Origin of the sequence: Pseudomonas sp. YJ42 (genome assembly GCF_047225135.1) — a bacterium.
In the GTDB taxonomy this organism is placed as follows: Bacteria; Pseudomonadota; Gammaproteobacteria; order Pseudomonadales; family Pseudomonadaceae; genus Stutzerimonas; species Stutzerimonas stutzeri_E.
Window position 1 is genome coordinate 4497160 of the sequence record NZ_CP178378.1, and the last position, 22703, is coordinate 4519862.

17 protein-coding genes and 3 tRNA genes are annotated in these 22703 nt (G+C 61.8%); 11 read left to right on the forward strand and 9 right to left on the reverse strand.

The annotated features are described in order from the left end of the window. Both malT and ACL0K2_RS20815 read left to right on the forward strand, forming a co-directional pair. A complete protein-coding gene (gene malT / locus ACL0K2_RS20810) occupies window positions 1–2745 on the forward strand; it encodes an HTH-type transcriptional regulator MalT (protein ID WP_413043353.1) in 2745 nt (914 codons plus the stop codon). Window positions 2746–2823: 78 nt separating this feature from the next. After that, window positions 2824–3372: a sugar O-acetyltransferase gene (locus tag ACL0K2_RS20815; protein WP_413043354.1), complete on the forward strand. Its 549-nt coding sequence runs from the start codon at window positions 2824–2826 to the stop codon at window positions 3370–3372. 46 nt (window positions 3373–3418) lie between these two features. Here ACL0K2_RS20815 and ACL0K2_RS20820 read toward each other — a convergent pair whose 3' ends face one another. Continuing rightward, a complete protein-coding gene (locus tag ACL0K2_RS20820; protein WP_413043355.1) occupies window positions 3419–4699 on the reverse strand; it encodes a hypothetical protein in 1281 nt (426 codons plus the stop codon). A gap of 362 nt (window positions 4700–5061) precedes the next feature. On the opposite strand from ACL0K2_RS20820, the gene ACL0K2_RS20825 reads away from it, so the two are divergent. Continuing rightward, entirely contained in the window at window positions 5062–6681 is a 1620-nt protein-coding gene (locus ACL0K2_RS20825; protein ID WP_413043356.1) for an alpha-glucosidase, read from the forward strand. Between the two features lie 108 nt (window positions 6682–6789). Continuing rightward, window positions 6790–7905 carry a maltose/maltodextrin ABC transporter ATP-binding protein MalK gene (gene malK, locus ACL0K2_RS20830; RefSeq protein ID WP_413043357.1) on the forward strand — a complete coding sequence of 372 codons (1116 nt, stop codon included), beginning with the start codon at window positions 6790–6792 and terminating at the stop codon, window positions 7903–7905. A 43-nt stretch (window positions 7906–7948) separates the two neighbouring features. Here malK and sugE read toward each other — a convergent pair whose 3' ends face one another. The 3 genes from sugE to rdgC form a co-directional block, all read right to left on the reverse strand. After that, window positions 7949–8263 (reverse strand): quaternary ammonium compound efflux SMR transporter SugE, encoded by a 315-nt coding sequence (sugE, locus tag ACL0K2_RS20835; protein WP_045163653.1) that lies wholly within the window; start codon window positions 8261–8263, stop codon window positions 7949–7951. Between the two features lie 133 nt (window positions 8264–8396). Then, window positions 8397–9341: a bile acid:sodium symporter family protein gene (locus tag ACL0K2_RS20840; protein ID WP_045163652.1), complete on the reverse strand. Its 945-nt coding sequence runs from the start codon at window positions 9339–9341 to the stop codon at window positions 8397–8399. A 60-nt stretch (window positions 9342–9401) separates the two neighbouring features. Beyond that, a complete protein-coding gene (gene rdgC / locus ACL0K2_RS20845; protein WP_045163651.1) occupies window positions 9402–10322 on the reverse strand; it encodes a recombination-associated protein RdgC in 921 nt (306 codons plus the stop codon). Window positions 10323–10537: 215 nt separating this feature from the next. Here rdgC and ACL0K2_RS20850 point away from each other — a divergent pair. The 3 genes from ACL0K2_RS20850 (at window position 10538) to ACL0K2_RS20860 (ending at window position 11709) form a co-directional block, all read left to right on the forward strand. Beyond that, window positions 10538–10613, forward strand: a tRNA-Val gene (locus ACL0K2_RS20850). Between the two features lie 13 nt (window positions 10614–10626). Next, window positions 10627–10703 (forward strand) — tRNA-Asp (locus tag ACL0K2_RS20855). A 238-nt stretch (window positions 10704–10941) separates the two neighbouring features. Then, window positions 10942–11709, forward strand: a complete 768-nt coding sequence (locus ACL0K2_RS20860) for an FKBP-type peptidyl-prolyl cis-trans isomerase (RefSeq protein ID WP_080890657.1) — start codon at window positions 10942–10944, stop codon at window positions 11707–11709. A 101-nt stretch (window positions 11710–11810) separates the two neighbouring features. Here ACL0K2_RS20860 and ACL0K2_RS20865 read toward each other — a convergent pair whose 3' ends face one another. Further along, complete coding sequence (locus tag ACL0K2_RS20865) at window positions 11811–12428, reverse strand: LysE family translocator (RefSeq protein ID WP_413043358.1); 618 nt, start codon at window positions 12426–12428, stop codon at window positions 11811–11813. A gap of 62 nt (window positions 12429–12490) precedes the next feature. Between ACL0K2_RS20865 and ACL0K2_RS20870 the strand changes: the two genes are divergently transcribed. Then, a complete protein-coding gene (locus tag ACL0K2_RS20870) occupies window positions 12491–13414 on the forward strand; it encodes a LysR substrate-binding domain-containing protein (protein WP_239609709.1) in 924 nt (307 codons plus the stop codon). 415 nt (window positions 13415–13829) lie between these two features. Here the strand turns inward: ACL0K2_RS20870 and ACL0K2_RS20875 are convergent. Together ACL0K2_RS20875 and ACL0K2_RS20880 are read right to left on the reverse strand one after the other, a co-directional pair. Continuing rightward, window positions 13830–13905: transfer RNA gene (locus ACL0K2_RS20875), tRNA-Asn, on the reverse strand. 52 nt (window positions 13906–13957) lie between these two features. Next, window positions 13958–15154, reverse strand: a complete 1197-nt coding sequence (locus ACL0K2_RS20880; RefSeq protein WP_045162961.1) for an amino acid aminotransferase — start codon at window positions 15152–15154, stop codon at window positions 13958–13960. A gap of 336 nt (window positions 15155–15490) precedes the next feature. Here ACL0K2_RS20880 and uvrB point away from each other — a divergent pair, with 336 nt between their 5' ends. Next, a complete protein-coding gene (gene uvrB / locus ACL0K2_RS20885; protein ID WP_045162960.1) occupies window positions 15491–17506 on the forward strand; it encodes an excinuclease ABC subunit UvrB in 2016 nt (671 codons plus the stop codon). A 21-nt stretch (window positions 17507–17527) separates the two neighbouring features. On the opposite strand, the gene ACL0K2_RS20890 is transcribed toward uvrB, so the two are convergent. Then, entirely contained in the window at window positions 17528–19018 is a 1491-nt protein-coding gene (locus tag ACL0K2_RS20890) for an MDR family MFS transporter (RefSeq protein WP_413044500.1), read from the reverse strand. A gap of 49 nt (window positions 19019–19067) precedes the next feature. After that, the gene (locus ACL0K2_RS20895; protein ID WP_413043359.1) at window positions 19068–20102 is read right to left on the reverse strand and encodes an HlyD family secretion protein; all 1035 of its coding nucleotides are present in this window, start codon (window positions 20100–20102) and stop codon (window positions 19068–19070) included. Between the two features lie 103 nt (window positions 20103–20205). On the opposite strand from ACL0K2_RS20895, the gene ACL0K2_RS20900 reads away from it, so the two are divergent. Both ACL0K2_RS20900 and gltX read left to right on the forward strand, forming a co-directional pair. Continuing rightward, a complete protein-coding gene (locus ACL0K2_RS20900) occupies window positions 20206–21135 on the forward strand; it encodes a LysR family transcriptional regulator (RefSeq protein WP_413043360.1) in 930 nt (309 codons plus the stop codon). A 63-nt stretch (window positions 21136–21198) separates the two neighbouring features. Then, entirely contained in the window at window positions 21199–22680 is a 1482-nt protein-coding gene (gltX, locus tag ACL0K2_RS20905) for a glutamate--tRNA ligase (RefSeq protein ID WP_413043361.1), read from the forward strand. Window positions 22681–22703: the final 23 nt, after the last annotated feature.

Sequence of the window (22703 nt, forward strand, 5' to 3'; positions counted from 1 at the left end):
ATGAATGCTGCAATGCCTGCACCGCTGCCACTGATACCCGCGAAGATGAGCATGCCGCCGTTGCCGCGCGGTCTACTGGCGCGGCCGCGTCTGGACGAATGGTTGCAGCGCCTTGGCGAGGTGCGGCTGGCAGTGCTGCATGCGCCCAGTGGTTTCGGCAAGACGACCCTGGCCTGTCAGTGGGCACGGGCCTTCGACGGTCAGGTCGCCTGGCTGCAGCTGCACCCAAGCGACAACGATCCGCTGCAGCTCGGCCGCTACTTGTTGCATGTGCTCGATGCGCGGTTGGAACACGGCTGTCCGCGCAGTCTGTTGCTGGCCGGGCAGGGCCGGGAGGCCTTCGATACCCTGCTCACGCACCTGCTGGCCGAGTTGCCCGGTGAACATGAGCCGGTGCTGTTGGTGCTGGATGACTTCGAGACCCTGTACAACGCGGAAGTGATCGCCGCACTGCGATTTTTTCTGCGCAACATGCCGAGCTGGATGACGCTGCTGGTGTGCAGCCGAGGCCTGCCGGAGCTGGGCGTCGCCGATTTGCGGGTCAAACATCAGTTGCTCACTGTCGATACCCAGCATCTGGCCTTCGAGACTGATGAGGTGCAGGCGCTGCTGGATCTGGGACTGCCGGTGTCGATCAACCGCGAGCAGGTCGAGCGCCTCAATCGGCGTATCGGCGGCTGGCCCTGCGCATTGCAGCTGGTATTGCAGGAAGTGCAGACCGGACGCGGCATGGACCTGTTTCTGGAGAACCTGCAGCTCGGCCATCCCTATGTTCGGGATTACATGCGCGAGCAGGTGATCGCCAATCTGGGCGCAACCACGCTGGATTTTCTCCAGGCGACCTGCCTGCTCGAACGGTTCAATGCCCCCCTGGCCGATCACCTGACCCAGGGCAGCAATGCCCGTGACATGCTGGAGCAGTTGGAGCGCGGCGGGCTCTTTTTGCAGCCCTTGGACAGCCTGCGCCAGTGGTATGCCTACCATCCGCTGTTCGCCACCTTCATGCAGGGCGAGTTGCGCACCCGTCAGCCGCAGCGGCTCTCCGAACTGCATCTGCGCGCCTCCGAAGCGCTGGTGGCCGAAAGCCTGCCGGAAGAGGCGGCGCGCCACGCGGTGCTGGCCGGCTGTCCGACGCGGGTCGGCGAGGTGCTGGAGCGTCATGGCCGGCAGTTTTACCGTCAGGGCCGCCTCGGCTTACTGCAGCAATGTCTGGAAACCCTGCCGGAAGCGGTTATCGCCGGCTCGCCGCTGCTGACCCTGTTGCAGGCCTGGGTGTCGCAGAACTCCTATCAGTTCGATCAGGTCGAGCGCTGGTTCAAGGCCGGCGAGCTGGCCCTGCAACACAGCTGTTCTGACGAAGACTGGGCGCGCATCGTCGGCGAATTCAACGCCGTGCGCGCTCAGGTGGCGATGAATCGCGGCGACGAGCAGCAGGCGATCGTCCTGGCCCGCGAAGCCCTGGTGCGTGAGCCGCTGATCATGCGTACCTCCAAGGTGGCGGCGCTGTCCGGCCTGGCCGAGGCGCATTTCGTCCAAGGCCTGCTGCCTCAGGCGCAGAAGCAGTACGAGGAGGCCGAGCGTCGTGCGCGCGAAATTCGCGCCTCGCACTTGGTGGTCTGGAACCTAGGGCAGCTGTCGGAAATCGCCATTGCCCAAGGCTACCTGCAGAAGGCCTATTCGCTGCAGGAGCGGGCTATTCAGTACGTCGAGCAGGCCGATCTCCAGGCCACGCCCATCATGGAGTTCATCTATCGGGTGCGCGGCCAAGTGTTGCTCGAGTGGCATCATCTGGATGCCGCCGAGCAGTGCGCGCTGCAGGGCATTCAGATTCTGGAGGATGTCGGCGATCGTTGGCTGCTGCAATGCTATGCGCTACTCGCTGGCATCGCCCACGCACGGGGCCAGCAGAGCGCCTGCGCCGATTACATCGGCAAGATGCAGAGCATGCTGGCTGACGATAACTACCACGTCGACTGGCTCGCCAATGCCCATGCGGTAATGCTCAGCTACTGGGATTCGACCCAGGACAAGACCGCAATCCAGCAATGGCTGCTCACCGCGCCGGCTCTCGAGCGCGGCCTCAATCACTTCGCCCAGTACAACGCTCGCAACCACGCGCGTGCCTACCTGTCGCTGAAACAGACGGAAAAGGCGCTGCCGATTCTTCGGCAGTTGCAGGTCGATGCCGAGCAGCACGGTTTGGTCATGGATCTGAACCGTAACCACATCCTGCTCGCACAGCTGCACTGGCTGCGCGAAGAACGCCAACAGGCGCTGGATCATCTACAGCTGGCGTTGACCCTGGCCAGCAGTACGGGCGCCATTGGCAGCTTCCTGCGCACCGGCAAGTTGCTGATCGCCATGCTCAAGGCCCTGCAACACGAGCGCCGGCTCGACGAGCTGGAAGCGCAGCGCGCCGATCGGCTCATTCAGCTGGCGCAGCAGCAGCGCGATTTCAGCCGGGCCATCCGCATCACCCTGGACGAGGCGGTTATTCAGGACATCATCAACCGTCCGGACGTACCGGAGCTGATCCGCCATTCCCCGCTGACCCGGCGCGAGTGGCAGGTGCTCAGCCTGATCCACGCCGGGCAATCCAACGAGCAGATCGCCGAACATCTGAACGTCGCGCCGACCACCATCAAGACGCACATTCGCAGCCTGTACCAGAAGCTCAACATCACTCATCGCAACGAGGCCGTGCAATTGGCGCGCAGCCTTTTGAGCAAGATCCAGGGCGAATAGCGGGCGCGATTGCATGAGCGATTACGCCTCCGACCAGTCCAAGGACGGAGGCGTTTTTTCATCCCAGTGGAGCCCGACATGTCGATGACCGAAAAACAGAAGATGCTCGCCGGCGAACTTTACCGACCAGGCGACCCCGAGCTGCAGGCCGATCACGCCTTGGCCAAGGCCTGGATGGTGCGCTACAACGCAGCGCTCGCCGAGACGCCGGCGGTGCGTCGAGCCTTGCTGAGGGAGTTGTTGGGGAGCGTGGGCGAAGGCGCCGTGGTGCGGCCGCCGTTTCATTGCGATTACGGCTACAACATCCATCTCGGCGACGACGTGTTCTTAAACTTCAACTGCGTGATTCTGGATGTCGTCGAGGTACGCATCGGCAGCGGCACGCAGATCGGTCCGGCCGTGCAGATCTATGCAGCGGACCATCCACGCGGCGCGGAAGAACGCCGCAGCGGTCTGGAATTCGGTCGCCCGGTGGTGATCGGCAAGAATGTATGGATCGGCGGTGGCGCGATCATCCTGCCGGGCGTGACCATCGGCGATGATGCGGTTATCGGTGCGGGCAGTGTTGTGACACGAGATGTGGCGGCGGGGGCGACGGCATTGGGGAACCCGGCCCGTATACGCTGAAGGATGTTGGGATGGCAGCCGGCGCTGGACCGGCTGCCGGTACCGCTTACTGCTGAGTTACGGTGGCCACGTTGCCCGAGCCCATCTGCGACACCATTGCCGAGTCGCCCATGCCGCTCTGCATCAGCATTGCCTGGTTACCTACGCCGCCTTGAATGACGGTCGCCAGATTGTCCTGGCCATCTTGCGTCAGGCTGACTTCGTTGTCCGATCCGTAGATTTGCTGAATGTCAGCCACGTTGAGGTCGCCGCCCTGCATCACGTCCACACGGTTGTTGTCGCCGTAGCTGGAACCGGTCAGCTCGTTGCCATTTCCGGTTTGGGTCACGGTGAGCAGGTTGTCGGTGCCGTCCTGGGCGTAGTCGACCTGGTGATCCGTGCCTTGCTGAGTGACATAGGCTTCGTTGTGCTCGCCGTTCTGCTGTAACGAGGCGGTCTGGAAACTGCCGTCCAGTTGATCGACGGTGATGAAGTTGCTGTCGCCAGTCTGCTCGGTGCTGGCAGTGTTGCTCTCTCCAGCCTGAAAGATGTCGGCGCTGTTGGATGTACCGTCCTGGTAGATCGATGCGGTCTGCAGGCTGCCGCTCTGGTCGATGTACGCCTCGTTCATCAGGCCCATCGATTGGATGCTGGCGTTGTGATCTGCGCCTTCCTGCGTAACGGATGCGACCTGCGAATCACCCTGCTGGTCGATCTCGGCGCTGGAATCGGAGGCGTCCATTTGATAAATGGTCGCGTCGTTGCCATTGCCGTTCTGACTGACCAGGCCGTCGTTGCGTGCGCCGCCTTCCTGCCACACCAGCGAGACGTTGTCGTTGCCCTCCTGACGCTGCTCGGCAAGGCTCGATTCGGTGTTGCTTTGAATAGCCTCGGCGAAGTTGTCGGTGCCCTCCTGCTCGGTGATGGCGGTGCTCAGGTCGGCCGCGGTCTGCTCAGTGATCGCGGTGTTGTAGCTACCGTCCTGATACTGACGGGCGCTGGCACCAAAGGAGTCGCTCTGGACGATGCTGGCATCGTGGTTGTCGCCTTGCTGCAACTGGATCGCTTCGCTCTGCTCGGTCGAATTCTGCACGACGTCCGCGCGGTTCAGATCGCCGGTCTGGGTCTGCACGGCATCCGATGAGATGGCCTGGTTCTGAGTGACCATGGCATCGTTGCTGGTGCCTATCTGTGATTGATAGGACAGGTTGTCCTGGCCACCCGTCTGAGTGACTTCAACAATGTTGTCGGCACCGGACTGGCTCTGTTCTGCACTGTTGTCGTCGGCGTAGGCCTGGGTGGCGAGGATCGCGATGATGGCGGCTGCGAGGGGCTTGCACTTGAACATTGTCATCTCTCCATGGATGTGTGGATGCGTGTCGCTCCTGGCTGGCGCGGCGGCGCGGGGAGTTGCTGGCGCGGCTGCTACTGCAGGGTCAGTCCCGGAACTGCATCGATCCTAGAAGTTGCTCGTGACAAATAAGTGTCGACTCGCTTGCTGGTTGACGGTTTTATGGCGATCCGCATGAGTGTGCCAATCGCGACGCTGCGGCGTCGGGCCCAGCCTTGGGTAGATGCACTACGCCCCCTGATCGGTCCGTCTCTACGCCCGCGCCATACGCCTCGCTAATGCAGGGGCGGGAGGATGTTGCGACGGGTTGCCGCACCTAAAGTGACGGCGTGTTCCCCCAAACATCGAAGGTTGGTTGTATGAATCGCAACGACTGGTGGCGCGGCGGCGTCATTTATCAGGTTTACCCGCGCAGCTTCTATGACAGCAACGGCGATGGGGTTGGCGATCTGCTCGGTGTAGTCGAGAAGATCGACTACATCGCCAGCCTCAATGTCGACGCCATCTGGCTATCGCCGTTCTTCACCTCGCCGATGAAGGACTTCGGTTATGACGTGTCCGACTATCGCGGTGTGGATCCGCTGTTCGGCACGCTGGAGGATTTCAAACGGGTCATCGAGGTCGCCCATGCGCGTGGCATTCGCATCCTCATCGATCAGGTCCTCAATCATTCATCCGATCAGCACGCCTGGTTCATGGAAAGCCGCTCCAGCCGCGACAACGCCAAGGCCGACTGGTACGTCTGGGCTGACCCGAAGGATGACGGCACCGTGCCCAACAACTGGCTCTCGGTGTTCGGTGGTCCGGCCTGGACCTGGGATAGTCGCCGCAAGCAGTACTACCTGCACAACTTTCTTTCCAGCCAGCCGGACCTCAACTTTCATTGCGAAGCGGTGCAGCAGCAGCTGCTCGACGACATGGAGTTCTGGCTGAAACTGGGCGTCGACGGCTTTCGCCTGGACGCGGCGAACTTCTATTTTCACGACCGCGAGCTGCGCGACAATCCGCCAAACCACGACATTCGCGAAGGCAGCATCGGCGTGCGCGCCGACAACCCCTACGCGTTCCAGAAGCACATCTACGACAAAACCCAGCCGGAAAACCTCGACTTCCTGCGGCGTATTCGCCAGCTGCTCGAGCGCTATCCGGGCAGCGCCACGGTGGCCGAGATCGGCTGCGATCACTCGCTGCGGACCATGGCCGCCTACACCGGCGGCAGCGACACGCTGCATATGGCCTATTCTTTCGACCTGCTCACCGAGCAGTGCAGCCCAGGCTTCCTGCGGCACACCATCGATTGTGTGGAGCGCGAGCTGGTCGATGGCTGGCCCTGCTGGTCGATCGGTAACCACGATGTGGTGCGCGTGATGAGTCGCTGGGCGCTGGCCAACCAGCCGGATCATGCGCGCGGGCGGATGTTCATGGCGATGCTGTTGAGCATGCGCGGTAGCGTGTGCCTTTATCAGGGCGAGGAGTTGGGCCTGGACGAAGCCGAGCTGCAGTTCGAGCAACTGGTGGACCCTTACGGCATCCGCTTCTGGCCGGAGTTCAAAGGCCGCGACGGCTGCCGTACGCCGATGCCTTGGCATGATCAGGACCCGCACGGTGGTTTCAGCCGCGAGCAGCCCTGGTTGCCGCTGGCCGACAAGCACCTGCCGCTGTCGGTCGCTGCGCAGGAGCCGGACCCGAATTCGATGCTCAACATCTATCGCCGCTTCCTCGCCTGGCGCCAGGATCAGCGCCTGTTGATCGAGGGCAGTGTGCGCACCGTCTACCATGACGACGCCTTGCTGGTGTACGAGCGCCGCCTGGATGATGAAGTCTGGGTGTGCCTGTTCAATATGGCCAACAGCGCACGGCACTTTGACCTGTCGGCTCCGGTCGAAGGCCTCGATGTGCCCTCGGCATCGGCTGTCTTCGAGGGCCATGGCGTACACTTGCCGGCGCATGGATTCGGATTTGCGCGCCGGCTCGGTTGAGTTGCCCGGGTCGAGACGAGACTGGTGCTTCGTTTCGACCGGCAGCCGCCCGCCTGCTTCGCTCGCCGCGATGCGTCGCCGCGACTGTTTTGAAGGAGAACAACAATAATGGCCAGCGTAACCCTGCGGAATATCTGCAAGAGCTACGACGAGGTGCCTATCACCTGCGGTATCGATCTGGATATCGCCGATGGTGAGTTCGTGGTGTTCGTCGGTCCGTCCGGCTGCGGCAAGTCCACGTTGCTGCGGCTGATTGCCGGACTCGAGGACATCACTGACGGCGAGCTGCAGATCGATGGCGAGCGGGTCAACGAACTGCCGCCGATGGATCGCTCGGTGGGCATGGTGTTTCAGTCCTACGCGCTCTATCCGCATATGAATGTCGCGGAAAACATGGCGTTCGGCCTGAAACTGGCGAAGATCGACAAAGGCGAGATTCATCGCCGGGTGGACTCGGTGGCGAAGATCCTGCAGCTCGACCAAATGCTCGACCGCAAGCCCAAGGATCTCTCCGGTGGGCAGCGCCAGCGCGTGGCGATCGGCCGGACCATGGTGCGCGAACCCAAGGTGTTTCTCTTCGACGAGCCATTGTCGAACCTCGATGCCTTTCTCCGCGTGCAGATGCGCATCGAAATCTCGCGCCTGCATCAGCGCCTCAAGGCGACCATGATCTACGTGACCCATGATCAGGTCGAGGCCATGACTCTGGCCGACAAGATCGTCGTGCTCAATGCTGGGCGCATCGCCCAGGTCGGGCCGCCGCTGGAGCTGTATCACTACCCGAGCAACCAGTTCGTGGCCGGCTTCATCGGCTCGCCACAAATGAATTTTCTGCCGGTGAGCGTGCTGCGAGCGGACGCCGATTCGGTGGAGGTGACGATGCCGGGTGGCAGCGCGTTGCGATTGCCGGTGGATGGCAGCCAGGTCAGCCCTGGCGATGCCGTGACCCTGGGCATTCGTCCTGAGCATTTCGTCGATGCCGATAGGGCTGACTTCGTCTTCAATGGCGAGATTGCGGTCGCCGAGCGACTCGGTGACCACAACCTCCTGCATCTGAACTTCGAAGGCGTGGACGAAATGGTCGCGGTCGCCAGCGATGGCAATCGTCGTGTTGCGGTGGGCCAGGTCTACGCGACAGGCCTGTTGGCCGATAAGTGCCACCTGTTCCGCGCAGATGGTCAGGCCTGTGCTCGGCGTTATCGAGAGCCGGCCCTGTTTGGCTGACGGCACCACGGCAGCTGGCGCTCGACCGGCTGCCGCGGCGACTTCAGTGGCTGAGCTTCAGACCAAGCAAACCGATGCAGATCAGCAGCACACTGCCCAGACGAAACAGGCTCATCGATTCGCCGAACAATATGATTCCGGCGATCACGGTCCCCACGGCACCTACCCCGGTCCAGACGGCGTAGGCGGTGCCCAGCGGCAACTCCTTCATGGCCAGCCCTAGCAGGCCAAGGCTGGCAGCCATCGCAGCAACGGTAAGCAGGGTGGGAAGCGGGCGACTGAAGCCATCGGTGAACTTCAGTCCGACGGCCCAGCCGATTTCGAACAGGCCGGCAAAAAACAGGATGATCCAGGACATGCGCACCTCGATAGGACGGTAAATTGGGTGGGGCCGTCCCCGGTGAGTTGATGCCGCCTGAGGTCGTCCTCAGCAGGCGCTATTTTGCACAACGAGACAGTCCGGGCAAGAGGCCCGGACCGGTAGACGCGTATCAGGACGCGTCGGAGCCTTTATCCTTCATCCGCCGATAGACCGTCGCCAGCAGCGCACCGGACAGATTGTGCCAGACGCTGAACAACGCGCTTGGCACGGCCGCCAACGGCGAGAAATGCGCACTGGCCAGGGCTGCGCCGAGCCCCGAGTTCTGCATGCCGACTTCGATCGACAGTGTCTTGCGCTGCGCCAGCGGTAGGCCGAACAGGCGCCCGACGAGGTAGCCGATGCCGAGCCCCAGGCTGTTATGCAATATCACCACGGCCATGATCAGCAAGCCGGATTCGGCGATCTTTGCCTGGCTGGCCGCGACCACGGCGGCCACGATGATCACGATGCTCACCACCGAAACCAGCGGCAGGATATCGACCACCTGATGCACCCGATTGCCCAGCAGGCGGCGGGCGATCAGGCCGAGGGCGATCGGCACCAGCACGATCTGTACGATGGACATGAACAGGGCGCCGAAATTGACCGGTAGCCAGGCCGAAGCCAGCAGCCAGATCAATGCGGGCGTGACCAGCGGGGCGAGCAGGGTGGTGACGGCGGTGATCGCCACCGAGAGCGCGACGTCACCCCGCGAGAACCAGGCGATCACGTTGGACGCGGTACCGCCCGGGCAACAGCCCACCAGGATCACGCCAACCGCAATTTCCGCCGGCAACCCCAGCAGTTGGCAGAGTAGCCAGGCGAGGGCGGGCATGATCAGAAATTGCGCCCCGACACCCAATGCCACCCACAGCGGCCGACGCGCAACCTCGGCGAAATCAGCCGTTTTAAGCGTCAGACCCATGCCGAACATGATCAGCCCCAGCAGCGGGACGATCCAGGCGGTGGCGGGAAGGAACCAGCTGGGCTGGAAGAAGGCGAGAATGGCGAACAGCAGGACCCAGAGGGCGAAGGTGTTGCCGACAAAGCGGCTGAGGGCGGCGAGGGCACGCATCGGGCTTACCTTGTAGTTATGGAGGGGGTGCCGTCAGCCGGGGCTGACGGCCAGGGCAGTTTAGATGCCCTGTGGGATCTCCTCACCACCCAGGGCTTCGAATAGCGCGGGCAGGAACTCCTTGAAGGTCAGCATCATCAGCAGGAAGCTGGCGTCCTGCTGGCCGAGGTCGTCGTCGCCGCCGTCCTGCTCGGCCTGGTCCTGCAGCAGCTCTTCGAAACGCAGGCGCTTGATCACCAGCTTGTCGTCGAGCACGAAGGACAGCTTGTCCTGCCAGCCCAGCGACAGCTGAGTGACCTGCTTGCCGACTTCCAGATGCTGCTGGATCTCGTCGCTGGTCAGGTCCTGGCGCTTGCAGCGCACCACACCGCCATCTTCATGGGTATCGCGCAGCTCGCACTCGTCGAGGACGAAGAAGTCATCTGCCGCTTTCTGCGTCTTGACCCAGTCGGTCATCGTGGCCGATGGAGCGATTTTCACCGTCAGCGGACGCACTGGCAGCGAGCCGATGGCTTCACGCAGCGTCGACAGCAAGTCTTCGGCGCGCTTGGGACTGGACGAGTCGACCAGGATCAGCCCCTGTTCGGGCGCGATGGCGGCGAAGGTGCCGGACTTACGGATGAAGGCGCGGGGCAGGAAGGCCTGAATGATGTCGTCCTTGAGCTGGTCACGTTCTTTCTTGTAGACCTTACGCATCTGCTCGTTTTCGATCTCGTCGACCTTTTCCTTCAGAGCGTCCTTGACCACGCTGCCGGGCAGAATGCGCTCTTCCTTGCGCGTGGAAATCAGCAGAAAGCCCTGGCTGGCATGCACCAGCGGGGCATCTTCGCCCTTGCCGAAAGGCGCAACGAATCCGTAGGTGCTCAGTTCCTGACTGGCGCAGGGGCGGGCGGGCTTGGCGGCCAATGCGGCTTCAAGTGTCTCGACATCGAAAGGCACGTTCTGGGTGAGACGGTAGACGAGCAGATTGCGAAACCACATGGCGATTTGAAACTCCGGTAAAAGCAAAGGGCGCATTATTCCCGTCCCGGCAAGCCAGGCCAACCCTGCCGAGCCGCAATGCCGATGGAAACCGCAAAAACGGCCAATAAACAGAGGGGTTCCTAAGTCTTTGTAAGTTCTTCAATTTTTTTTTCAAAAGGGGCTTGCCAAGGTCAGGAACCCTCTCTAGAATGCGCCCCACTTCGAGAGCAAACGGGTGATTAGCTCAGCTGGGAGAGCATCTGCCTTACAAGCAGAGGGTCGGCGGTTCGATCCCGTCATCACCCACCACTCGAGGTTTAGCGCAGCGGTAGTTCAGTCGGTTAGAATACCGGCCTGTCACGCCGGGGGTCGCGGGTTCGAGTCCCGTCCGCTGCGCCATATTCGCCATCAAGGACCACTGAACGCCTTGATAGCTCGAAAAAAGCGACCTTAAGGTCGCTTTTTTTTCGCCTTCAATTTGAGTTTTCTTCCTGTTTGCACGTTTCGTGCGGCACTTCCGTACTTTGCATTGTCTTTACCTATTACCTCGGTCCGCTCGGTAGCCACTGCTGGGGGTGACTGTTAAGCTCCGGCAATCGATTTGCTTCACCCCTTCAAGCGTATTTAAGGAAACAGAATGAGACATCAACGTTTGGCGTCTGCGATAGCCCTGATTGGCCTGGTCCTGGCGGGCTGTGATTCAGAAACCAGCGTCAAGCTGGATACTCCGGCACAGAAAGCGTCCTACGGTATCGGACTGAACATGGGCAAGAGCCTGGCTCAGGAAGGCATGGCTGATCTCGATTCGAATGCGGTTGCGCAGGGTATCGACGATGCCATTGGCAAGAAAGAGCAGAAGCTGACCGACGAGCAGCTGATGGAGGCCTTCTCCGCTCTGCAGGCGCGCGCCGAAGAGCGCTTGGTCGAGATGAATAAGGAAGCCGCGGCGAAGGGCAAGAAATTCCTCGAAGACAACGCCAAGCGTGACGGCGTGAAGACCACCGAGTCTGGTCTGCAGTATGAGGTGGTCAAGTCGGCTGACGGCCCGCAACCGGGTCCGGACGATGTCGTTACCGTCCACTATGAAGGCAGCCTGACCGATGGCACCGTCTTCGATAGCTCGATCAAGCGCGGCACCCCGATCGATCTGCCGGTCGGCGGTGTGATTCCGGGTTGGGTCGAAGGCCTGCAGCTGATGCACGTCGGCGAGAAATACAAGCTGTACATCCCGAGTGAGCTGGCCTATGGCGAGCAGAGCCCAAGCCCGCTGATCCCCGCCAACTCGGTTCTGGTCTTTGACCTGGAGCTGTTGGGCATCAAGGGCGAAGAAAACGAAGCGGCTCCGGCTGCTGAAGCCGAGCCTGAGGCTGCTGAAGAAGCTGCCGAAGAGCCTGCCAAGCAGTAATCGCTCTGTAGTATCGAAACGCCCTGCTCATGCGGGGCGTTTTTGTTTCTGGCCGACAACCTTGGTCTCGCACACACCGTCGACGTGGGCGGCGTGCGCGGTCAGTACGTCCCGCGAGCGGCTGCCAGCAGCACCCCGAAAGCGACCAGCAGCCCGCCGAACAAACGGTCTATCCAATGGCGGACGGCCAGAAGACGCTCACGCACGACGCCGGCTGAAAAGCACAGCGCGACCAATCCGAACCAAGCCATGTGCGCCATCGAGATGAAAGCGCCATAGCCGATCTGCACCGCCAGTGGCGTATCGGGACGCACCACCTGAATGAACAGGCTGACGATGAACACGGTGGTCTTCGGGTTCAGCGCATTGGTCAGAAAACCGGTGCGCAATGCACCCCAGTCTGACGGTGGTGGTGCGGCGCCGTCGGCCGGTGCGCCACTCGGCTTCGCGCGCAGCATCGTCACGCCGAGATAGATCAGGTAGGCGGCGCCGACCAGCTTGATGGCATTGAATAGCCAAAGCGACTGCTCAATCAGCAGGCCGACACCCAGAAGGGTGTAGGTGAGGTGGACCAGCACGCCCAGGCCGATACCCAGGGCCGTCAGCACGCCGGCGCGGCGCGACAGCGTCAGGCTGTTGCGTGTGACCATTGCGAAGTCCGGTCCCGGGCTGATCACCGCGAACACCGTGATTGTGACTACGGCTATCAATTCAGTCATCGCGTATCCTGTCGGTAGGCAGAAAAATGGATGCTAACCAGGCGCTTTCCGGATGAATAACGATGTTTTCTGACAGTCATAGTGAGTCAGGCTCACTAGCCGTCGATCGGCGCTTGCCGTCGTTGCTGGCGCTGCGTTGCTTCGAAGCCGCGGCTCGTCTGGAGAATTTCAGTCGCGCGGCCGATGAGTTGCATCTGACCCATGGGGCGGTCAGTCGCGCTGTGCGTCTGCTCGAAGATGAACTGGGCGTGGCGCTGTTCGAGCGGCGTGGCCGTCGCGTGTTTCTGACCGAGGCTGGGCGTACCCTGGCGCGGGCGGTGAGCGGGGGCTTTGACCTGATGCGGCAGGCTGTCGGCGAACTGCGCGCCAGTGGTCGCCAGGCGCGGCGCTGGGTGGTGTCGTGCGAACCCACGTTGTTAATGCGATGGCTGATTCCTCGTTGGCCCGATTTCCAGGCCAGACACCCGGCGATGGAGGTGCATCTGGTTGCTGGCGGCGGGCCGTTCTCCTTCGCGGACGGGATCGACCTGGCGATCCGTCGTGACGATTTCCGCTGGCCTGGCAGTTACCATGCCGAGCCATTGTTCGTAGAGCGGGTTGGCCCGGTCTGTCGCCCGGACAAGGCGGCGATCTGGCTTCGCCTGGAGCATGATGGCGCTGCGTTGCCGGCCGGTGTGCCTTGCCTCCACTCTCGCACACGGCCGTCCGCCTGGCAGGACTGGGCCTTGGCGGCAGGTCGGGGCGTCCCCGAGGCGCCGGGGCAAATCTTCGATCATTTTTACTTCAGTCTGCAGGCGGCAGTAGCCGGCCTGGGCGTGGCTATCGGCCCCTGGCACTTGGTGCGTGACGATCTGGACAGCGGCGTGTTGGTCGCGCCGCTGGGGTTCGTCGAAGACGGCTCGCGCTACTGCCTGCTGTCGCCGCAACCCTTGCTGCCCGGCAGCCCGCAGGCCGATCTGTTGGTCTGGTTGCGCGAGATAGCCTGAGGCGCTGTCGACGCGGCCCCGAAGGGGTGAGGCTTGCCGAATAACCTGGGACGCAGTCCCTGGTGAGAGTCTGGCAGCCATAAAAAAGCCCCGGTATGAACCGAGGCTTTCTGATTTGGCTCCGCGACCTGGACTCGACTGCGTAGCAGAACGCGCTTCAGCGCGGCCCCGAAGGGGTGAGGCTTGCCGAATAACCTGGGACGCAGCCCTGGTGAGAGTCTGGCAGCCATAAAAAAGCCCCGGTATGAACCGAGGCTTTCTGATTTGGCTCCGCGACCTGGACTCGACTGCGTAGCAGAACGCGCTTCAGCGCGGCCCCGAAGGGGTGAGGCTTGCCGAATAACCTGGGACGCAGTCCCTGGTGAGAGTCTGGCAGCCATAAAAAAGCCCCGGTATGAACCGAGGCTTTCTGATTTGGCTCCGCGACCTGGACTCGAACCAGGGACCCAATGATTAACAGTCATTTGCTCTACCGACTGAGCTATCGCGGAACAGCGGTGCGTATCCTACTGTTTACAAAGGGGAAGTCAACCCCCTCTCGGATCAGAGGACCTGGACGATCGCGTCCGTGACGTGGTCCAGATTGTTGTGGTTCAGCGCCGCTGCGCAGATGCGTCCTGTGCCGATCGCGTAGACACCGAACTCGGTGCGCAGGCGTTCCACCTGAGCCGCGGTGAGGCCCGAATAAGAGAACATGCCGCGCTGTTTGGCAACGAAGCTGAAGTCCTGCTTGGCGCCTTTTTCGGCCAGTTGGCGAACCATGCTCAGGCGCATGTCCTGGATGCGAGTGCGCATCTCGGCCAGCTCGGTTTCCCACATGGCTCGCAGTTCCGGGCTGTTGAGTACGGCTGAGACCACGGTGGCGCCATGAGTCGGCGGGTTGGAGTAGTTGGTGCGGATCACGCGCTTGATCTGCGAGAGCACGCGTGCCGATTCGTCACGGCCCTGCGTGACCATCGACAGCGCGCCGACACGCTCGCCGTACAGCGAGAAAGACTTGGAGAACGAGCTGGAGACGAAGAAGCTCATGCCTGACTCGGCGAACAGGCGCACGGCGGCGGCGTCTTCTTCGATACTGTCACCGAAGCCCTGGTAGGCGATGTCGATGAAGGGCACGTGGTCGTTGGCGCGCAGCACCTCGAGAATTTGCTTCCAATCTTGCGGCTGCAGATCGACACCGGTCGGGTTGTGGCAGCACGCGTGCAGCACGACGATCGAGCGGGGCGGCAGGTTTTTCAGATCCTCGAGCATGCCGGCGCGGTCGATGCCGTGGCTGGCCGCGTCGTAGTAGCTATAGTTCTGTACCGGGAAACCGGCGGACTCGAACAGCGCGCGGTGGTTCTCCCAGCTGGGGTTGGTGATGGCCACCACCGCATCGGGTAGCAAGCGCTTGAGGAAGTCGGCACCGATCTTCAATGCGCCGGTGCCACCCAGTGCCTGGGTGGTCACCACGCGGCCATCGGCGACAAGCGACGAATCGCCACCGAACAAAAGGCCTTGTACGGCCATGTCGTAGCTGGCGATACCTTCGATGGGCAGGTAACCGCGTGGCGCGTTGAGTTCCAGACGGGCCATCTCGGCGGCTGCGACGGCGCGCAACAGAGGAATTCGGCCTTCTTCGTTGTAGTAGACGCCCACCCCCAGATTGACCTTGTTCTGCCGCGTGTCGGCATTGAAGGCTTCATTGAGGCCGAGGATCGGATCGCGCGGCGCCATTTCGACAGCGGAGAACAAACTCATGATGGGGAGGCTCGAAGAGAGGAGGTGACTGATGCAACACCCTCGCTTCGCGCTGAGGGCGGTGCGCAAACGGGGCAAGAGTATAGCGGGCCTGCCCCTCCGTCGCGATATGCTAGGGCGGTTTTTTCTAACCGATTCATGCCCGCCTGGTCGCCATTTTGCCTCGCTTCGTCTGCCTGTTCGGTCGGGCACTTGATATTGTCGGGAGCGACCGCATTGAAAGGGCCGTGTCAGCTGTTCGCCCTGCCCGCAGCGGTTCGATGCATCTGAGAAGGTACCGCCTGGAAGGCTCCACCGTTCGGCTTTCGGGTCGTCACGCTATCTGAAGAGGTCGATATGTCGAAGTTCGAATTGGTCACGCGCTTCAAACCCGCCGGGGACCAGCCGGAAGCCATCCGGCAAATGATCGAAGGCATCGAGGCTGGCCTCTCACACCAGACCCTGCTGGGTGTGACAGGCTCCGGCAAGACCTTCAGCATTGCCAATGTCATCGCACACGTGCAGCGGCCAACGCTGGTACTGGCACCGAACAAGACGCTGGCCGCCCAGCTTTATGGCGAGTTCAAGGCGTTCTTTCCGAACAATGCAGTCGAGTATTTCGTTTCCTATTACGACTATTACCAGCCGGAAGCCTACGTGCCCTCTTCGGACACCTTCATCGAGAAGGACGCGTCGATAAACGACCACATCGAGCAGATGCGACTGTCGGCGACCAAGGCGCTGTTGGAGCGGCCGGACGCGATCATCGTTACCACGGTGTCCTGCATCTATGGTCTGGGTGATCCTCAGTCATATTTGAAGATGGTGCTGCACGTGGATCGCGGCGACCGTCTTGATCAGCGCGAGTTGCTGCGACGGCTCACCGGTCTGCAGTACACACGCAACGACATGGACTTTGCACGGGCGACCTTCCGCGTGCGCGGCGATGTCATCGACGTCTTTCCGGCCGAGTCCGATCTGGAGGCGGTGCGCATCGAGCTGTTCGATGACGAAGTGGAAAGCCTGTCCGCCTTCGATCCGCTGACCGGCGAGGTGATTCGCAAGCTGCCGCGCTTCACCTTCTATCCTAAGAGCCACTACGTAACACCGCGCGAGACCCTGCTCGACGCCATCGAGAACATCAAGGTCGAGCTGAAGGACCGTCTCGATTACCTGCGCAGCAACAACAAGCTCGTAGAAGCGCAACGGCTCGAGCAGCGCACCCGTTTCGATTTGGAAATGATCATGGAACTGGGTTACTGCAACGGCATCGAGAACTACTCGCGCTATCTCTCTGGTCGTGCTTCCGGCGAGGCACCACCGACGCTCTACGATTACCTGCCAGCCAACGCGCTGCTGGTGATCGACGAATCTCACGTCAGCGTGCCGCAGGTCGGCGCCATGTACAAAGGCGACCGGTCACGCAAGGAAACCTTGGTCGAGTACGGCTTCCGCTTGCCATCGGCGCTGGACAACCGGCCGATGCGTTTCGACGAGTGGGAAGCGGTCAGCCCGCAGACCATCTTCGTCTCGGCGACGCCCGGACCCTACGAGGCCGAGCATGCCGGCCGGGTGATCGAGCAGGTAGTGCGGCCCACCGGGCTCGTGGACCCGCAGATCGAGGTACGGCCGGCGCTGACCCAGGTCGATGATCTGCTGTCGGAAATCACCAAATGCGTGGCGAAGGAAGAGCGGGTGCTGGTCACGACGCTCACCAAGCGCATGGCCGAAGACCTCACCGATTACCTGGGCGATCACGGCGTGCGGGTACGCTATCTGCACTCGGATATCGACACCGTCGAGCGGGTGGAGATCATCCGCGACTTGCGTCTGGGCGTGTTCGACGTGCTAGTGGGCATCAACCTGCTGCGCGAGGGTCTGGACATGCCCGAGGTGTCGCTGGTAGCCATTCTCGATGCGGACAAGGAAGGTTTCCTGCGTTCCGAGCGTTCGCTGATTCAGACCATTGGCCGCGCGGCCCGTAACCTCAACGGCCGGGCGATTCTCTACGCCGACAATATGACCGGCTCCATGGAGCGGGCGATCGGCGAGACCGAGCGCCGCCGCAACAAGCAGATCGCCTTCAACGAAGCCAACGGCATCGTCCCGCAGGGCGTGTTCAAGGACGTTCAGGACATTCTGGAAGGGGCCACGGTGCCCGGCTCGCGCAGCAAGAAACGTCGCGGCGAAGCCAAAGCGGCGGAAGAGGCGGCGCGCTACGAAAACGAACTGCGGTCGCCGAGCGAGATCACCAAGCGGATTCGCCAGCTGGAAGAAAAGATGCTTGCCTATGCGCGGGACCTGGAGTTTGAGGCCGCCGCGCAGACCCGTGACGAGATCCACAAGTTGCGCGAGCGCTTGTTGCAGGTCTGACCGTTGAGCCGCGGTGCGGGCCTAGTGCGCCGCGCCGCCTTTGATGTCCTCGGGGAGTTTGCGGGTAAGCAGTACGGCTACCATGCTGATCGCCAGTGAGATGCCAACGAAATGGAACGCATCGTTGTAGGCCATGATCATCGCCTGCTGATGCGTGATCTCGCTGAGCCGGCCCAACGCGGCCTGCTCGCTGCCCAGCTGCTGGATCAGTGCGGTGAGACGTTCGGCCACCGCCGGATTGCTCGGCACCACCGACTCGCGCAGATAGTCGAAATAGATCTTCGTGCGGCTGTCGAGCAGCGTCGCGAGCAAGGCGATGCCTATCGCGCCGCCGAGGTTGCGCAGGATGTTGAACAGGCTCGACGCCGAACCAGCATCCTTCGGCTGGATATAGGCCGTGGCGATCAGCGAGACGGTGACCATGATCAACGGCTGGCCCAGCGCGCGGATGATCTGGATCGGGTGGAACTGGTCGCCGGCGAAGTCCGGATTGAGCGCGCCGGAGGCGAAACTGGACAGGCCGAACAGAGCGAAGCCGGCAGCACAGAGCAGCTTGGGCGTGATGATTTTCATCAGTTTGGGCACCAGCGGGATCAGGAACAGCTGCGGAATCCCCATCCACATGATCACCTGACCGATTTGCAGTGCGTTGTAATCCTGGATCTGTGCCAGATACAACGGCAACAGGTAGATGGATCCATAGAGGCCGAGCCCCATGCCCAGGCTGGCGATACTGGTGAGGCCGAAGTTGCGCTCGCGGAGAATCCCCAGGTTGATCAAAGGGTTGGGTCGCGACAGCTGCAAGATGACGAACAAGAGCAGGCTGATCAGCGCCACCGAGCCCAGCTGGACCATCAGGGTCGACTCCAGCCAGTCCTTGCGATGGCCTTCCTCGAGAAACACCTGCAGGCAGCCGAGCCCCATTGCCAGGGTGACGATGCCGGCGTAGTCGGTGCTTTTCAGCAGTTCCCAATGGGGCGGCTTCTTTTCCAGCCCGTACAGCAGGCCGGCGATCATCAGCAGGCCGGGCGGTATGTTGATATAGAAAATGTACTCCCAGCCCCAGTTTTCGGTCAGCCAGCCGCCCAGCGTGGGCCCGATCGAGGGGGCGAAGGTGGCGGTGATGGCGAACAGCGCCATACCTTTGGCCCGGTGGTGTTCGGGCAGCTTGATCAGCGTCAGGGTGAAGGCCAGCGGGATCAGCGCACCACCGGTGAAGCCCTGCATCGCACGGAACACGATGATGCTTTCCAGATTCCAGGCGAAGGAGCAGAGCAGCGAAGAAATCAGAAAGCCGATCGATACCCACACCGCCAGGCGCCGCGCCGAGAGCAGCTGTACCAGCCAGGCGGTGAGCGGAATCATGATGATTTCCGCCACCAGGTAGGAGGTGGAGATCCAAGAACCTTCCTCCAGCGTGGCGGATAGCGCGCCCTGGATGTCCTTCAGCGAGGAGTTGGTGATCTGAATATCGAGAACCGCCATGAAGGCGCCGAGCATGGCGCTCATCACGGCGATCCAGTCGCGCCGGCTGGGTTCACCAACCGGACGAATCAGCGCATCAGCGGCCACGGAGGTCGACCTTCACGTCTACCGACATGCCGGGACGGATGCGACCCTTGAGTGGATTGTCACTGGCAAAGGTCAGTTTGACCGGAATGCGCTGCACCACCTTGGTGAAGTTGCCGGTGGCATTGTCCGGCGGCAGCAGACTGAATTGCGCGCCCGAGGCCGGAGAGAGGCTTTCGACGCGACCTTCGATCGGTGTGTCGGGGTAGGTGTCGAAGGTCAGTTCAGCATTCTGACCGACCTGCATGCGACCGATCTGGGTTTCCTTGAAGTTGGCCTGCACCCAGATGTCCTCATCCGGGACGATCGACATCAGATAGGCGCCCACCGGGACGTACTGACCGCTGCGTGCCGAGCGCTGGCCGACGATGCCGCTGATGGGCGAGCGGATTTCGGTGCGATCGACGTTCAATTCGGCTCGCTCTATTTCCGCGCGAGCTCCGTCGATCTGTGCCTGCAGGCGCTTGATATCGGCTTGCAAGGTATTCACTTGCTGTCGCTGGGCCGCCAGATCGGCCTCGGCTTTCTGCCGTTGCGAACTCGCCACGCGGGCGTCCGCGGTGAGCGTAGTCACCCGTTCCTCGGAGATGAAGCCGGGTTTGCGCAGGGCTTCGACGCGCGACAAGTCGATCTGGCTGCGCTCGAGGGTCGCCTGCGCCGCGCTGACCGATGCCTGGCTGGCAGCGATCAGGCTGGTCTGTTGTTCGAGGCGACTATGGGCCTGGGCGAGCTCGGCTTCGCGAATCGCCAGGTTGGCCCGGGCCTGGTCCAGTGCCAGCCGGAAGTCACCGGGCTCGAGAGTCACCAACAGATCGTCGGGTTTCACGTGCTGGTTGTCCTGCACATGGACGCGTTCGATTCGTGCCGCGAGCTGGCTGGAGATACGCGTGATTTCGCCCTGCACATAGGCGTTTTCGGTGTGCTCGTAGAAGCGGCCGGTGAAGAACCAGTGGGCGAAAAAGGCGCCTGCCACCAGCAATAGCAGGACGACGAAGATGAAGAGTCGGCGTTGCAGCTTGGCAGGCATTTCGTCGCTCGTGACCGGAAGTGAGCCGCACAATCTACCAGCGTTCCTGTTTCGTAATAAGTCGTTACAATCGCTAAACGTTGTTGCATTCAGGGAACAATTGATGGGCCTAGACGACGCCTTGATCTTCACTCGGGTAGTGGAGTGCCACAGTTTCACCCAGGCGGCATCGAGCCTGGGCATGCAGAAGTCCACAGTCAGCCGCCGGATCGTCCAGCTCGAAGAGCGGCTCGGCGTGCGGCTGATCAACCGCACCACTCGACGCCTGAGCCTGACCGAGGTCGGTCAGGCCTACTACGAGCGCTGCCGACAGATCATGCTCGATTTCGCCGAAGCCGAGCAGGTCGTCATGCAGCTGCAGCAGGCGCCGGCCGGGCTGTTGCGGATTTCGGCGCCGATCGAATTCGGCCAGTGGATTCTCGGGCGCGTGCTAGGTGATTTCATGCGGTTGTACCCAAACATCAACGCCGAAGTCGAACTGGCTTCGCGCTATGTCGATCCGGTGGAGGAGGGGGTCGATATCGTCATCTCGGTTGGCCAGCCACAAGATTCCACTCTGATCGCGCGCAAGCTGTTCGAGACCCGCCGACGGTTCTGCGCGAGCCCGGCCTATCTCGCGCAGCATGGCGTGCCGACGGTGGCGGCCGACCTGGCCGAGCACCGAGCGATCACACTGTCGCGCGACCCGGTGCGCTACTGGCCGATGCTCGAGCAGAACATCAATTGCAGGCGCGTGCTGAGCTGCAACAACATCACCTTCGCTCGTGAAGCGGCGCTAGCCGGTGCTGGTATCGCCGTGCTGCCGACCATGATCACCGACCAGGAGGTCCGTGATGGCGATCTGGTCGAGCTATTGCCTCAGGTCGAACTGCCGAGCGGGGAGATCTACGCGGTCTACCCCTCGCGGCGTTTCCAGGCCATGAAAGTCAAAGCCTTTCTGGATTTCCTGATGCAGTCGTTGCCGGTTACGGACGGTCGCCTGGTGGAGCCAGTGGAGGCACGCCTGCTAACATCGCGCCTTTACACGCGCTGACTCAGCCAATTGCGCCGGCTCCGCCAGTTGCCGTGTCTCCCTGTGCATTGATCCGAGAACATCATGACCACCGTTCGCACCCGCATCGCACCATCTCCGACTGGCGACCCGCACGTCGGCACCGCCTATATCGCGTTGTTCAACCTCTGCTTCGCGCGTCAGCATGGTGGCCAGTTCATTCTGCGCATCGAAGACACCGACCAGCTGCGCTCCACGCGCGAATCCGAACAGCAGATCTATGATGCGCTGCGCTGGCTGGGTATCGAATGGGATGAGGGCCCGGACGTTGGCGGCCCACACGGCCCATATCGGCAAAGCGAACGTGGCGAGATCTACAAGAAGTACTCCGACGAGCTGGTCGAAAAGGGGCATGCCTTTCCGTGCTTCTGCAGCGCCGAGCGCCTGGATCAGGTGCGTGCCGAGCAGATGGCCAACAAGGAAACGCCGCGCTACGACGGCCATTGCATGCATATCCCTGCCGAAGCGGCGCAGCAGCGCATCGCCGCGGGCGAATCCCATGTGATCCGCATGAAGGTACCGAGCGAAGGCGTCTGCCAGGTCAACGACATGCTGCGCGGCACCGTCGAGATCGGCTGGGACCGCATGGACATGCAGGTGCTGATGAAGGCCGATGGCCTGCCGACTTATTTTCTCGCCAACGTGGTCGACGACCACCTGATGGGCATCACCCACGTCCTGCGCGGCGAGGAGTGGCTGCCGTCCGCGCCAAAGCTGATCAAGCTTTATGAGTACTTCGGCTGGGAGCAGCCGCAGCTCTGCTACATGCCGCTGCTGCGCAATCCCGACAAGAGCAAACTCTCCAAACGCAAGAACCCAACCTCGGTGACGTTCTACGAGCGCATGGGCTTCATGCCCGAGGCAATGCTCAACTACCTTGGGCGCATGGGCTGGTCCATGCCCGATGAGCGGGAGAAATTCACCCTCGCGGAAATGATCGAGCACTTCGACATCAATCGCGTATCGTTGGGCGGGCCGATCTTCGATATCGAAAAGCTATCCTGGCTCAACGGCCAATGGCTGCGCGAGCTGTCGGTCGAGCAGTTCGCCGTCGCCGTGCAGAAATGGGCGTTCAATCCCGAGTACATGATGAAAATCGCGCCGCACGTGCAGCAGCGCGTCGAGACCTTCAGCCAGATTGCGTCGCTCGCCGGGTTCTTCTTCTCCGGTGCGCTGAACCTGGACCCGGCGCTGTTCGAGCACAAGAAGCTCGACGCCATCCAGGTTCGCCAAGTACTGCAACTGACCCTGTGGAAGCTCGAAGCGCTGCGCCAGTGGGACAAGGAGCGCATTACCGACTGCATTAATGCGGTCGCTGCGCATCTCGAACTGAAACTGCGTGATGTCATGCCACTGATGTTCGCCTCGATCACCGGCCAGGCGAGTTCGGTCTCGGTACTCGATGCCATGGAAATCATCGGTCCGGACCTGACCCGCTTCCGCCTGCGTCAGGCGCTCGAACTGCTGGGCGGTGCCTCGAAGAAAGAAGTGAAGGAGTGGGAAAAACTCTTCGCGGCGATGCCTTGAGGGTTCAAACCGCTCGTCGGTGG